Origin of the sequence: Actinomadura mexicana (assembly GCF_900188105.1) — a bacterium.
In the GTDB taxonomy this organism is placed as follows: Bacteria; Actinomycetota; Actinomycetes; order Streptosporangiales; family Streptosporangiaceae; genus Spirillospora; species Spirillospora mexicana.
Genome location: NZ_FZNP01000001.1, coordinates 1 through 13099, shown reverse-complemented (window position 1 = coordinate 13099; position 13099 = coordinate 1). Strand labels below are relative to the sequence as shown.

Sequence of the window (13099 nt, the reverse complement as noted above, 5' to 3'; positions counted from 1 at the left end):
AGGAGAGTCACCGTGGCCGCTGGAGCGGGATCGGGCGCGCAGTTCGTCGACCGGGTGGTACTGCACGTCGCGGCGGGCAACGGCGGCAACGGCTGCGCCTCGATCCACCGGGAGAAGTTCAAGCCGCTCGGAGGGCCGGACGGCGCCAACGGCGGCCGTGGCGGCGACGTGGTCCTCGTCGTCGACTCCAATGCCGCGAGCCTCCTCGAATACCACCGGCGCCCGCACCGCAGGGCGGGCAACGGCAGGCCGGGCCAGGGCAGTCTGCGGACCGGCGCGGACGGCGACGACGTGATCCTCTCCGTCCCCGACGGCACCGTGGTGAAGTCGGGCGACACCGTCCTTGCGGACCTGGTCGGCGAGGGCACCCGGTTCGTGATCGCCAAGGGCGGAAGCGGCGGTCTCGGGAACGCGGCGCTGGCGACGGCCAAGCGCAAGGCGCCCGGGTTCGCGCTGCTCGGCGAGCCGGGGGAGGAGCGCGACGTCGTCCTGGAACTGAAGAGCGTCGCCGACGTCGCGCTCGTCGGGTTCCCGAGCGCGGGCAAGTCGTCGCTGATCGCCTCGCTGTCGGCCGCCAAGCCGAAGATCGCCGACTACCCGTTCACGACGCTGGTCCCGAACCTCGGCGTGGTGAGCGCGGGCGACGAGACGTTCACGGTCGCGGACGTGCCGGGCCTGATCGAGGGCGCCAGCGAGGGCCGCGGCCTCGGCCTGGACTTCCTGCGCCACATCGAGCGCTCCTCCACCCTCGCGCACGTCCTCGACTGCGCGACGATGGAGCCGGGACGCGACCCGGTCAGCGACTTCGAGGTCATCGAGCGCGAGCTCCAGGCCTACGACCGGGTGCTGGGCGACCGCCCGCTGTCGGACCGCCCCCGCATCGTCGTCCTGAACAAGGTGGACGTGCCGGACGGCCGCGACCTCGCCGAGATGGTGCGGCCCGAGTTCGAGGCCCGGGGCCTGCGGGTGTTCGAGGTGTCGGCGGCGACGCACGAGGGGTTGCGGCAGCTGTCGTTCGCGATGGCGGCGATGGTCTCGCAGTACCGCGCCTCGCTGCCGGCGGCGGAGCCCACCCGCATCGTCATCCGGCCCGAGCCGGTCGGCGGCGACACCGACTTCGAGGTCAGGAACCTCGGCGACAACACCTACCTGATCACCGGCACGAAGCCGGTCCGGTGGCTGCGCCAGACCGACTTCGCCAACGAGGAGGCCGTGGGCTACCTCGCCGACCGCCTCGCCCGGCTCGGCGTGGAGGACGCGCTCGGCCGGGCGGGCGCCAGCGCGGGCGCCACCGTCCTGATCGGCACCACGGAAGACTCGATCGTCTTCGACTGGGAGCCGGAGGTCGTGGCGGGCGATGGCACGAGGGGCCCGCGCGGCACCGACCGCCGCCTGGACGGCTGGTCCTGAACGAGCGGAGCGAGCCGGAGGCGTGGGGGCTCGTCGCCCACAGGAAACTGTGATGAGCGTCCCCGCAGGGGCAGAGCTGAGCAGACAGAACCGAGGGTCGTCCCCCCGCAGAAGAGCAGGGTCGTGAGCGGAGCTGAGTCATGAGTGGGCGTGAGGCGGTCGCGAAGGCGCGGCGGATCGTGGTGAAGGCGGGCTCGTCCTCGCTGACCACGCCGCAGGGAACGATCGACGTGAACCGCATCGATGCGCTGGTGGACGTTCTGGCCGCGCGCCGCGGCGAGGGCACCGAGATCGTGTTCGTGTCGTCCGGCGCGATCGCGGCGGGGCTCGGCCCGCTCGGGCTGACCCGGCGCCCGCCCGACCTCGCGACCCAGCAGGCGGCGGCGAGCGTCGGTCAGGGCCTGCTGTTCGCCCGCTACACCTCCTCGTTCGCCCGTTACGCGCTGACGGTGGGGCAGGTGCTGCTCACCGCCGACGACATGATGCGCCGCTCGCACCACCGCAACGCGCAGCGCACCCTCGCGCAGCTGCTCGCCATGGGCGTCCTGCCGATCGTGAACGAGAACGACACCGTCGCCACCGACGAGATCCGGTTCGGCGACAACGACCGGCTGGCCGCGCTCGTCGCGCACCTGATCCGCGCGGACGCGCTGGTCCTGCTCTCGGACGTGGACGCCCTCTACACCGGGGACCCGCGCCGTCCCGGCACCCGCCGCATCGGCGACGTGCGCGGCCCGGACGACCTCAGGGACGTCGAGCTCGGAGGCTCCGGTCGGGTCGGCACCGGCGGCATGGTCACCAAGGTCGAGGCGGCCAGGATCGCGGGCATCCCCGTGGTGCTGACCAACGCGGCGTCCGCGGCGCGCGCGCTGTCCGGCGACCAGGTCGGGACGCTGTTCCATCCGGCCGAGGGCCGCCGCATGTCGACCCGCGACCTGTGGCTGGCGCACGCGACCACGGGCCAGGGCCGCGTCATGCTCGACGCGGGCGCGGTCGAGGCCGTCGTGCGGCGCCGCACGTCCCTGCTCCCGGCCGGGGTGACGGGCGTGGACGGCGACTTCGCCGCGGGCGACCCGGTCGACCTGTGCGGCGCGGGCGGCGAGGTCGTCGCGCGCGGCCTGGTGAACTACGACGCGTCCGAGATCCCCGAACTGATGGGGCGCTCGACGCGCTGGCTGGCCCGTGAGCTGGGCGCCGAGTACGAACGCGAGATAATCCACCGCGACCATCTGGTGATACTGCGATGACGGGAGCCTGCTGATGAGCGACGAGCGCGAGGAGTTCCTGCGGGTGGCGCGGCGCGCCAGGGAGGCCGCCGCCGGGCTGGCTCCGCTGCCGCGGTCGGCGAAGGACGCGGCGCTGCACCGCATCGCGGACGCCCTGGTCACCGCCGCCCCGGAGATCGTCAAGGCGAACGAGGCCGACGTCGCGCGGGCGCGCGGGAACGGCACCTCCGAGTACATGATCGACCGGCTGAGCCTGTCGGAGCCGCGGATCGCCTCGATCTCCGACGCCGTCCGGAAGGTCGCCGCGCTGCCGGACCCGGTGGGGGAGACGGTCCGCGGGAACGTGCTGCCGAACGGGCTGGAGCTGCGCCAGGTGCGGGTGCCGCTCGGCGTTGTCGGGATCATCTACGAGGGCCGCCCGAACGTGACCGTGGACGCCGCCGCGCTGTGCCTGAAGAGCGGCAACGTGGCGATGCTGCGCGGCTCGTCGTCGGCCTACGACTCGAACACTGTGCTGGTCGAGGTGATGCAGGGCGCGCTCACCGGTACCGAGGTCCCGCCGGACGCGGTGCAGCTCGTCCCGGGCACGTCCCGGGAGTCGGTGAAGCACCTGATGCGGGCGCGCGGCCTGGTGGACGTGCTGATCCCGCGCGGCGGCGCCTCGCTGATCAACTCGGTGGTGGAGGAGTCGACCGTCCCGGTGATCGAGACGGGCGTCGGGAACTGCGCGGTGTACGTGGACGCCGCCGCCGACGTCGACATGGCCCTGGAAATCCTCCTGAACGCCAAGACGCAGCGTCCTTCGGTGTGCAACGCCGCCGAGACGTTCCTGGTGCACGCCGACATCGCCGACAAGTTCGTGCCGCGCGCGCTTGAGGCGTTGGAGAGCGCCGGTGTCACGGTGCACGGCGACGACCGGATCCGCTCCTTCGGCGGCGACGTGGTGGAGGCGACCGAGGACGACTGGTACGCCGAGTACCTCTCGCTCGACATCGCCGCCCGCGTGGTGGACTCGCTCGACGACGCCGTCGCGCACATCCGCCGGTACGGCTCGGGGCACACCGAGTCGATCGTCACGGCGTCCCAGCCGGCCGCGAAGCGGTTCGTCGCGCTGGTCGACTCGGCGGCCGTGATGGTGAACGCCTCGACGCGCTTCACCGACGGCGAGGAGTTCGGGTTCGGCGCGGAGATCGGCATCTCGACGCAGAAGCTGCACGCCCGCGGCCCGATGGGGCTGCCGGAGCTGACGTCCACCAAGTACGTGGTGACCGGGGAAGGGCACGTGCGCGGCTGAGCTCCGGATTTGTGACATCTTTGCCATTGATGTCACGTGTGCGGTGTGGTCTGATTCACGATTGTGACTCGTCAGTACAGCCGCCGCCGCGTCCTGCAGGGCGCCGCCCTCGGCGCGGGGATCGCCACCACCGGACTGGCCGCCTTCCCCGCGCGCCCCGCCGCCGCGGCGGCGCCCGCGCTGCGCGGTCCCACCGCCGGCACCACCCTCGACCGGACCTACCTGCTCGGCGCCGCGGGCGCCGGCGGGTACCGCAAGGTGACCACCGGTCCGGGTGAGCCGCACCTGCTGCGCCGCGACCTCGGCGGCGCAGCCTCGACGCGCCGGGCCGCCACCCGCCGCGGCATCCTCGCCTTCGGCCATCTCACCGACGTCCACATCGTCGACGCGCAGTCCCCGGCCCGCGTCGAGTTCGTCGACCGGCTCAAGGACGGCCTGGACGTCCTGCCGGTCGAGGGCGCCTACCGGCCGCAGGAGATCCTGTCCACGCAGGTCGCCGAGGCGATGGTCCAGGCCGTGAACCGGGTCGGGCGAGGACCGGCGACCGGGCTCGGCCTCGCCTTCACCATCAACACCGGCGACGCCGCCGACAACGTCCAGTACAACGAGCTCCGCTGGATCATCGACCTGCTCGACGGCGGGCGCGTACGCCCCGACTCCGGCGACCCGAACCGCTACGAGGGCGTCATGGACTGGGCGTCATACGACCGCTCGTTCTGGCACCCCGAGGGCCCGCCGCCCGGCGCCGAGGCCGACCTCCCGAGCACCAGGTACGGCTTCCCGCGCGTGCACGGCCTGATCGACGCCGCGCGCCGCCCGTTCCAGGCGACCGGCCTCGCCGCGCCGTGGCTGGCGGCGTTCGGCAACCACGACGGGCTCGTCCAGGGAAACCTGCCGGTCAATCCGCTGGTGTCCGGCCTCGCCACCGGCGGCATCAAGATCGGCGCCCCGGCGGACGCCGGCCAGGCCGAGCGCCTCGCCCGCATGATGAGCGGGGGCGACGCCGCCGGGCTCGTCCGCCTCAGCCGCGAGCAGGGCGGCGCGGGGGGCCTGTTCCGTCCGGTGACTCCCGACCCGAACCGCCGCATGCTGTCGCGCGCCGAGGTCGTCGCCGAGCACTTCAGGACCACCGCGTCCCTGCGCGGCCACGGTTTCACGCCCGCCAACCTCCGCGACGGGACGGCCTACTACGCCTTCGACAAGGGCGTCGTGCGCGGTCTCGTCCTCGACACCGTCAACCCGAACGGCTACTCCGAGGGTTCGCTCGACCGGAAGCAGTTCGCGTGGCTGGAGTCGCAGCTCAAGGCCGGTAGCGGCCGCTCCATCGCGCCGGACGGCTCGGTCGTGGAACGCGCGGTGAAGGACCGGCTGTTCGTCCTTTTCAGCCACCACCCCATCGGCTCGCTGGAGAACCCGCTCGGCGGCGACCGCGTCCTCGGCGACGAAGTCGAGGCGCTTCTGCTGCGTTACCCGAACGTCGTCCTGTGGGTCAACGGCCACACGCACCGCAACCAGGTCATCCCGCACGCGCGCAAGGGCGGCGGGGGTTTCTGGGAGGTCAACACGGCCGCGCACATCGACTTCCCGCAGCAGAGCCGCATCGTCGAGCTGGCCGACAACGGCGACGGCACCCTCTCGGTGTTCGCGACGATCCTCGACTCCGCCGGGCCCGCCTCCCACGGCGGCCGCCTCACCGACCCGGTCGGGCTGGCGTCGCTGTCCCGCGAACTGGCGGGCAACGACTGGCAGGACCGCGAGGAGGACCGCCGCGGCGAGGCCGCCGACCGCAACGTCGAGCTCCTGGTCCCGGCCCCCTTCTGAGGAACGGCGAAGGGCCGCCGCGTCCGTGTCGCGGCGGCCCGGCTCGATGCCCGGTCAGTTGCCGGACGTGGGCCCGTTGTCGCGCCGGGTGAACCGGTCGAACAGCCCGCCGGCCGCGCCCGCCGCCGCGTCGGCCATGTCGCGGACCTTGCCCACGAACGGATCGGCCGTCCGCTCCCACGACTCGCGGTACGACTGGGCGGCCTCCTTGATCCCGTCGCGGACCGACGCGTTGCCGTCGTCCTCCCGGCGCGCGTAGTCCCCGGCCAGGATGCGCTCGTACTCGCCGCTGTGCGCCCACTGCTCGATCTCGGCGAACCGGATCACCGCGAACGGGTGCGACTGCCCGAGCAGGTTCATGAACTTCAGCATCCCGTCCCGCACGTCGCCGGCCGCGTCGTACTCGCGCGCCTGCTGCAGGAACGCCTCGCTGCTCATCTCGCCGAGCCGCGTCCCGCCCGCGAGCTTCATGTTCACCCGCTTGGCGGCGTCGAGGTCCTGCCCGGCGAGCAGCCCGGCACGGTCCGACGACAGCTCCGCCTTCCGGAACCACTCGCGCAGCCCCATGATGATCGCCGCGATCCCGACGTTGCCGAGCGGCAGCCACGCCAGCCGCGAACCGAGCTGCAGCAGGATCTGCATCATGGTCTGGTACACCGCGTGCCCGGACAGGATGTGCCCGACCTCATGCCCGACGACGAAGCGCAGCTCCTCCTCGTCCAGCAGGTCGATCAGTCCGGTGTTCAGCACGATGAACGGATGGTCGGACCCGAGCGCCATCGCGTTCGGCGTCGGGTCCTGCCGCACGTAGAGCTCGGGAACTTCCGGCATGTCCAGGATGTAGGAGGCATCGCGGACCATGTCGTAGATGTGGCGGAACTGGTCCTCGCCGACGCGCACCGTCCCACCGAGGAACATCAGCCTCAGGGACCGCTCGTTGACCAGCCCCGACAGCTTGCGCAGCACGACATCGAACCCGGAGAGCGAGCGCAGCGCCAGCAGCGCCGAACGGTCCGCCGGGTGTTCGTAGGCCCGGGAACTGATCCCCGGGAACCGCGTACGTGCTCGATCCGGTGTGTTCTCCGTCATGTCTGGCATGGTAGTTCCGACGATCCACCGTGCCGCAGGGTTCCCCGCAGCGGGAGCCGCGTCCGGCTCTGGCCGCGCCCGGGAGGCAGCCATGTTCGACCCGAAGGCCGAGGCGATGTCCCTCGACGAGCGCGCCGCGCTGCAGCGGCACCGGGTGTGGGGGCTGGTCGACCGGCTCCTGGCGGCCGGCGGCGTGCAGGGGCGGCGGCTCAAGGAGGCCGGGGTCGGGCGCGGGGCCGACGTGACGCTCGCGGGGCTGCGGGACCTTCCGTTCACCACCAAGCAGGACCTCTGGGACCACTACCCGTTCGGGATGCTCGCCGTGCCACGCGACCAGGTCGCCGCCGTGCACGGGTCCAGCGGGACGAGGGGGCGCCCGACGCTCGTCGCCTACACCAGGGCCGACCTCGACCTCTGGGCGGCGATGTGCGCGCGGTCCCTGTCGTGCGCCGGGGCGTCACCGGGCAGCATCGTCCACAACGCCTACGGGTACGGGCTGTTCACCGGCGGGATCGGCATCCACCAGGGCGCCGTGGCGCTCGGCGCGACCGTGGTGCCGATGTCGGGCGGCATGACCGACCGGCAGGTGCGCATGATCGCCGACCTCCGCCCCGACATCCTCACCTGCACCCCCGCGTACGCGCTGCGGCTGGGGGAGGCCGTCGCCGAGGCCGGGATCGACGCGACGTCGCTCACGGCAGGGCTTTTCGGCGCCGAGCCGTGGTCGGAGGAACTGCGTACGGCCATCGAGGACGTCCTGCCGATCAAGGCGATGGACGTCTACGGGCTGTCGGAGATCATCGGGCCCGGGGTGGCCACCGAGTGCCTGGAGCAGGACGGCCTGCACGTCAACGAGGACCACTTCATCGTCGAGGCCGTCGATCCCGCCGCCGGCGTGCCCGTCGAGGACGGCACGCCCGGCGAACTCGTCTTCACCACCCCCACCAAGCAGGCGCTGCCGCTGCTGCGCTACCGGACGGGCGACATCGCGTCCCTCACCCGCGGCGAATGCGCCTGCGGACGGACCCTGGTGCGGATGAGCAAGATCCTCGGCCGCGCCGACGACATGATCGTCGTCCGGGGCGTGAACGTGTACCCGAGCGAGGTCGAGCGGGTCCTGCTCGGCTCCGGGCTCGTCCGGCCGCATTACCAGCTCGTCGTGGACCGGCGCAGCCCCACCGCGCGGCTCCTCGTCGCCTGCGAGGCGCTCTCCGGCGATCCGAGGACCGCCCTCGTCCACGCCCTGTACGAGACGCTCGGCCTCACCGCCGAGGTCGCGGTCCTGCCCGAGGGCACCGTGCCGAGGGTGGAGGTGGGCAAGGCCGTCCGCGTCGTGACCTGGGAGGACGGCGACCCGCCGCTGCCCGGCCTGGCCTGAGCCGCCGGGGGCCGGACGTTCCGGACGCCGACCGGCTGGTTATTGTCGTCGCTATGACGCAAAAGCGGCGCATGGGGATCATGGGCGGCACGTTCGACCCGATCCACCACGGGCACCTCGTGGCCGCCAGCGAGGTCGCGCACTTCTACTCCCTGGACGAGGTCGTGTTCGTGCCCACCGGCATCTCGGCCCACAAGGAGGGAGCCAAGGTCGCCGCCGCCGAGGACCGCTACCTCATGGCCGTCATCGCCACCGCGTCCAACCCGCGCTTCTCCGTCAGCCGCGTCGACATCGACCGGCCCGGCGCCACCTACACCGTCGACACGCTCCGAGACATGCGCGAGATCCAGGGCCCGGACACCGACCTGTTCTTCATCACCGGCGCTGACGCGCTGGAGAAGATGCTCACCTGGCACGACACCGACGAGCTGTTCGAACTCGCGCACTTCGTCGGTGTCACCCGCCCCGGCCACCGGCTCGCCGACCCCGGGCTGCCCGACGGGCGCGTCTCCCTCATGGAGGTGCCCGCCCTGTCGATCTCCTCCACCGAGTGCCGGGAACGGGTCGCCAGCGGCGAACCCATCTGGTATCTCGTCCCGGACGGGATCGTCCAGTACATCAACAAGCGGAGCCTCTACCGCGGTGCCGCCTGACGGGCGCCCCGGCCACATATTCTGGACGGAGACCGGGGCCGCATCCGCCATTGCGGTCGAACAACAACAAAGAGGTCGATCGTCCGCCGCACGTGAGAAGGTGGGAGCGGAGACGACCCCTACAGGGAGGATCGCGAGCGCACCGTGACCGCATCCGAGAGGGCGGCGCAGCTCGTCCGGATCGCCGCCGAGGCGGCGGGCGACAAGCTGGCCGACGACATTCTTGCCTACGACGTGAGCGAGCAGCTCGTCATCACCGACGCGTTCCTGCTCTGCTCGGCCCCCAACGACCGCCAGGTCCGCGCCATCGTGGACGAGGTCGAGAAGCGCCTGCGCGAGGAGGCGGAGGCCAAGCCCGTCCGCCGCGAGGGCGAGCGCGAGGGCCGCTGGGTCCTGCTGGACTACGCGGACATCATCGTGCACATCCAGCACGAGGAGGACCGCATGTTCTACGCCCTCGAACGGCTCTGGAAAGACTGCCCCCTCATCGACATGCCGGAGAGCGTCACCGCCCACCAGGCCCAGCGCGCCCGCGCCGTCGGGAGCCCGAGTGAGTGACGCCCGCCCGGCCCGAGAACCGGGCAGACGCCGCCTCGTCCTCTGGCGGCACGGCCAGACCTCGTGGAACGTCGAGCGTCGCTTCCAGGGCAAGACCGACATCCCTCTCGACGAGACGGGCGTCGCCCAGGCCCAGCGCGCCGCCCGGCTCCTCGCCGGCCTCCGCCCCACCGCGCTGCTCTCCTCGCCGCTGCGCCGCGCCGCCGACACCGCCCAGGCCCTCGCCGAGATCACCGGGCTGCCCGTCCGCTACGACCGGGACCTCATCGAACGCGACGGCGGCGCCTGGGAGGGCCTCACCTCCCACGAGATCCGCGAGCGCTACCCCGCCGAGCACGCCGCCTGGCAGCCGCCCGGCGGCGAGACCAGCGCCCAGGTCGCCAAGCGGGTCGGCGCCGCGCTCGAACGCGCCCTCGACGACCTGCCGCCCACCGGCCAGCTCGTCGTCGCCTCCCACGGCGCCGCGCTCCGCCTCGGCATGTCCCACCTCCTCGGCCTCCCCGAGGAGACCTGGGAACGGCTCGGCGGCCTGTCCAACTGCTGCTGGTCCGTCATCACCGAGATGCGGAACGGCGGCTGGCGCCTCGCCGAGCACAACGCCGGCACCCTCCCCGAACCCGTCCTCAGCGACGACCGCCCCGACGCCGGCGCCTGACCCCAAACGATTCGAGACCAGCCCCGGCCGTCCTATACACTGGCGGGGCGCCGCGGGATGAACGTCCATGCGGCGGCGGGGCTATGGCGCAGTTGGTAGCGCGCCTCCATGGCATGGAGGAGGTCTGGGGTTCGAATCCCCATAGCTCCACGAACGGAGTTGGGAGTACCGTGCCCACGGAAAGCGTGGGCCGGTACTCCTTCTTCATGTCTACCTGGGGGGCGACCCCCAGACCCCCGATGTGGGGGCTCCGCCCCCACGCCCCCTCCCGGCTCGGCCTTCTGATCATCTGCGGGTCGGTGGTGCTTGGTGTGGGGGCTTGCCTGCTTTTGGGGGCTTTGCCCCTTGCCTCCGCCTTGGCTCGGGTTTCTGGTCATGTGCGGGGCTCGGGTGTGGATCGGCGTACGGCGGGCAGCGGGGTTACGAGGTCGTCGACCGCCTCGGGTGGGGCTGACCGCAAAGGCTTCACCATGACGGCGGCTGCCTTTCCTCCTTCCGCGCTTCACCTTGTTGATCATGCGGGAAGCCCCTACGTGGCGATGCATGATCGAGATGAGGGCAGACCCCATGAGAAGCCGGTTCACCGGGAAGAGGATGCTGCTGGCCGCAGCGGTCGCCGGGGCGTCCGTCACGGCGGCGACCGCTCCCGCGCAGGCCGCTCCGCCGCCCGACTCGGAGGCCTACCAGGTCGACGACTGCGCCAAGGCGCTCGACGTGCTGTCCTCCTTCAAGCTGCTCCCGAACCAGCCCGACCTCGGCCGGACCCTGTGCTCCATCGCGCGGCAGCAGAGGGACCAGAAGGACCAGTACACCAACGAGGTCCACACCGAGTACACCGACGAGAACGGCAAGAAGGTCGAGAGCGACAAGTCCCTCGGCTCGGTCGAGTGGCTCAGAAGCCTCACCGTCCACGTTCCGACGGTCAACGACCACTGGTACGTCTACACCTCGAAGAAGCCCTGACCCGCGCCGGCCGCGGAGGGGCGACCCTCCGCGGCCCGCGCGTCCCAACCGCTCCCAACGTGCACTAAGCTTTTCCTCGCGAGGGGCTATGGCGCAGTTGGTAGCGCGCCTCCATGGCATGGAGGAGGTCTGGGGTTCGAATCCCCATAGCTCCACAAACGATTCGGGAGTGGTCGCCGAGAGCGCCACTCCTTCTCGTTTTTCAGGCGGTGAAGCGCAGGACGGCGCCCACGTGCAGGGTCGGGGCCGGGCCGTCCGAGGGCAGGACGACCAGTTCGCCGTCGGTCGCGGCGGCCGCTCTCACCAGCGCGGCGTCGGCGCGGTCCTCGCGGGGGTCGGCCACGCCGAACTCCTCGCGCAGCTCCTCGGCGGTGGTGGCGATCTGGGACGGGTCGGGGCCGACCCACAGCCGGGCCCGCGAGTCCGGTTCGTCCGCCAGCAGGAGCGTCTCCACCCGGGCCTGGCGCACGGCCTCCGTCGTCGCGTCCAGTCCGGAGACGGCGCGCTGCCCGTTGGCGAGTTCCCGGTCGAAGCGCTCCGCCACCGTCATGATGCGCTCGGTGGACTTCAGCCGCAGCAGGCGGCGCAGCTCGGCGTCGAGGTCCGGGTCGTCGACCGTGGTGTTCTTGTCGGCCTCGACGGTGTGCTCCAGGACGTGCTCCGAGACCTCCTCCAGGACGGCCGTCCGGGCGCGGACGTCACCTGCGATCACGACGGCCTCGGCGCCGCAGCGCTCCGCGGCCCTGTCGATCTCGTGGGCGACCTTCTTGGCGTTGACCTTCCAGACGTTCTCCGCGGAGCGCTGGAAACGGGACTGGTTCCAGTCACCCGCCTTGACCTTGCGGATGGGGTAGTCCTCGTCCCCGTCCACCTCGATGCGCTCGCGCCTCCCGTCGGCGGTGACGCAGTCGATCGCGCCGCCGCGCCGGTCGACGACCGCGAGCAGATGCGGGAATCTCTCGCCGCGCTCGACGAGGTAGGGCAGGACGTCGGGGAGCGGGGCGAGGGTGGCGCGCGTGCTGCGGGGCGGGCCCGGGAGCCGCTCGCTGTGCACCACCTCGCCGTCCGCCGCGAAGATCACGATGCCTTCGGAGCGGCGCAGCGCCATGTCGTCCCGGACGGTCTCCTCGATCGCGCGGAGCGTGGCGTCCGGCGTGTCCCGGGCCTCCAGCTCCGAGCGCAGCGCCCGCCACCGCAGCTCCGCGGCCTTGGCGGCGTCCTCGGTGGTACGGGTCAGGTCGGCGTACACAGACGCGTACGGTCCCGGCCTCTGGTACAGCGTTCTGAGGAATGCCAGATCCATGGGTTCGCCGTACCCCCCGAATCTATGACAAACGTGGTGCTTGGGGCGTCAGCCTTCTGCGGACTTCTGGAGCCGCGCGTAGGCGAGCTGCAGCCAGTCCGAGCCGGCGACCGCGGTCATCGTGGCGCCGGCGAGCCGGGTCGCGTCCGGGGCGAACACCAGGCCCGCCGCGTAGGCCGTCGCGACCCACTGGGAGGTGCAGAAGGGGCAGGTGAGCAGCTCGCCGACGGCATGCCGGACGCCTTTGCCGCGCACCTCCTCCGACAGCTCGGCCGGGCCGGCCGTCCCCGAGTAGCGGGTGAACGGGGCGCGCAGCGGACTCGTCACCGGGTCCTTCGTGATCAGCCGGGACGCCTTGTGCGTCGTGACCGTCATCAGCGCCAGGTCGGCGAGGCCGATCGCCGGGGTGCGGTCGCGGAGGCGGCGGCCGAGCAGCGCCAGCGTCCCCGTGGTGAGGGCGTAGACGGCGAGCGTGCCGAGATACGAGCCGAGCGGTCGGTCCTCCCCGGCGGCGTACTCCTCCTTCTGCCTGCGCGCGGTGTCGACGACCGCGTTCATGGGCTCTCCTTCTCTCGGGGGACGGGGAGGCAGGACTGTTCGCCCTCGGCGGGCGCCCGGAACTCCGCGACGTTCGGATCGGCGCGAGGAGTTCCGTCTAGATGATTGATTCCAAGGGGTTGCCTGCGGACATGAAGCGAGGGCGTCCAAGATCGTTGTGTGACGAACAACCTGAACACCCTCGCGACCGC

Annotated in this window: 12 protein-coding genes and 2 tRNA genes; 11 read left to right on the top strand and 3 right to left on the bottom strand. The window is 71.9% G+C overall.

The window, feature by feature from the left end; genetic code table 11:
• Nucleotides 1-12 precede the first annotated feature (12 nt).
• The 4 genes from obgE to CHC11_RS00055 all read left to right on the top strand — a co-directional run bounded on the left by obgE (nucleotide 13) and on the right by CHC11_RS00055 (nucleotide 5751).
• The gene (gene obgE, locus CHC11_RS00070) at nucleotides 13-1410 is read left to right on the top strand and encodes a GTPase ObgE (RefSeq protein WP_089309477.1); all 1398 of its coding nucleotides are present in this window, start codon (nucleotides 13-15) and stop codon (nucleotides 1408-1410) included.
• 140 nt (nucleotides 1411-1550) lie between these two features.
• A complete protein-coding gene (proB, locus tag CHC11_RS00065) occupies nucleotides 1551-2657 on the top strand; it encodes a glutamate 5-kinase (RefSeq protein ID WP_089309476.1) in 1107 nt (368 codons plus the stop codon).
• A 13-nt stretch (nucleotides 2658-2670) separates the two neighbouring features.
• Nucleotides 2671-3930, top strand: a complete 1260-nt coding sequence (locus CHC11_RS00060) for a glutamate-5-semialdehyde dehydrogenase (protein ID WP_089309475.1) — start codon at nucleotides 2671-2673, stop codon at nucleotides 3928-3930.
• A 63-nt stretch (nucleotides 3931-3993) separates the two neighbouring features.
• Complete coding sequence (locus tag CHC11_RS00055) at nucleotides 3994-5751, top strand: TIGR03767 family metallophosphoesterase (RefSeq protein WP_089309474.1); 1758 nt, start codon at nucleotides 3994-3996, stop codon at nucleotides 5749-5751.
• Between the two features lie 54 nt (nucleotides 5752-5805).
• Here CHC11_RS00055 and CHC11_RS00050 read toward each other — a convergent pair whose 3' ends face one another.
• Nucleotides 5806-6840: a M48 family metallopeptidase gene (locus tag CHC11_RS00050; RefSeq protein WP_089309473.1), complete on the bottom strand. Its 1035-nt coding sequence runs from the start codon at nucleotides 6838-6840 to the stop codon at nucleotides 5806-5808.
• Nucleotides 6841-6931: 91 nt separating this feature from the next.
• Here CHC11_RS00050 and CHC11_RS00045 point away from each other — a divergent pair, with 91 nt between their 5' ends.
• The 7 genes from CHC11_RS00045 to CHC11_RS00015 all read left to right on the top strand — a co-directional run bounded on the left by CHC11_RS00045 (nucleotide 6932) and on the right by CHC11_RS00015 (nucleotide 11202).
• Nucleotides 6932-8218 (top strand): phenylacetate--CoA ligase family protein, encoded by a 1287-nt coding sequence (locus tag CHC11_RS00045; RefSeq protein WP_218825878.1) that lies wholly within the window; start codon nucleotides 6932-6934, stop codon nucleotides 8216-8218.
• A gap of 53 nt (nucleotides 8219-8271) precedes the next feature.
• Nucleotides 8272-8871: a nicotinate-nucleotide adenylyltransferase gene (gene nadD / locus CHC11_RS00040; RefSeq protein WP_089309472.1), complete on the top strand. Its 600-nt coding sequence runs from the start codon at nucleotides 8272-8274 to the stop codon at nucleotides 8869-8871.
• Between the two features lie 144 nt (nucleotides 8872-9015).
• Entirely contained in the window at nucleotides 9016-9429 is a 414-nt protein-coding gene (rsfS, locus tag CHC11_RS00035) for a ribosome silencing factor (RefSeq protein WP_089309471.1), read from the top strand.
• Nucleotides 9422-10084, top strand: coding sequence for a histidine phosphatase family protein (locus tag CHC11_RS00030; protein ID WP_089309470.1), 663 nt, complete (start codon nucleotides 9422-9424; stop codon nucleotides 10082-10084). Before rsfS ends, CHC11_RS00030 begins: the two co-directional genes overlap by 8 nt.
• A 77-nt stretch (nucleotides 10085-10161) precedes the next feature.
• Nucleotides 10162-10234 (top strand) — tRNA-Ala (locus tag CHC11_RS00025).
• Between the two features lie 417 nt (nucleotides 10235-10651).
• Nucleotides 10652-11047, top strand: a complete 396-nt coding sequence (locus CHC11_RS00020) for a hypothetical protein (protein WP_089309469.1) — start codon at nucleotides 10652-10654, stop codon at nucleotides 11045-11047.
• An 82-nt stretch (nucleotides 11048-11129) separates the two neighbouring features.
• Nucleotides 11130-11202: transfer RNA gene (locus tag CHC11_RS00015), tRNA-Ala, on the top strand.
• 47 nt (nucleotides 11203-11249) lie between these two features.
• Here CHC11_RS00015 and CHC11_RS00010 read toward each other — a convergent pair.
• A complete protein-coding gene (locus CHC11_RS00010; protein ID WP_089309468.1) occupies nucleotides 11250-12296 on the bottom strand; it encodes a baeRF2 domain-containing protein in 1047 nt (348 codons plus the stop codon).
• 102 nt (nucleotides 12297-12398) lie between these two features.
• The gene (locus CHC11_RS00005) at nucleotides 12399-12908 is read right to left on the bottom strand and encodes a DUF1360 domain-containing protein (RefSeq protein WP_089309467.1); all 510 of its coding nucleotides are present in this window, start codon (nucleotides 12906-12908) and stop codon (nucleotides 12399-12401) included.
• Nucleotides 12909-13099: the final 191 nt, after the last annotated feature.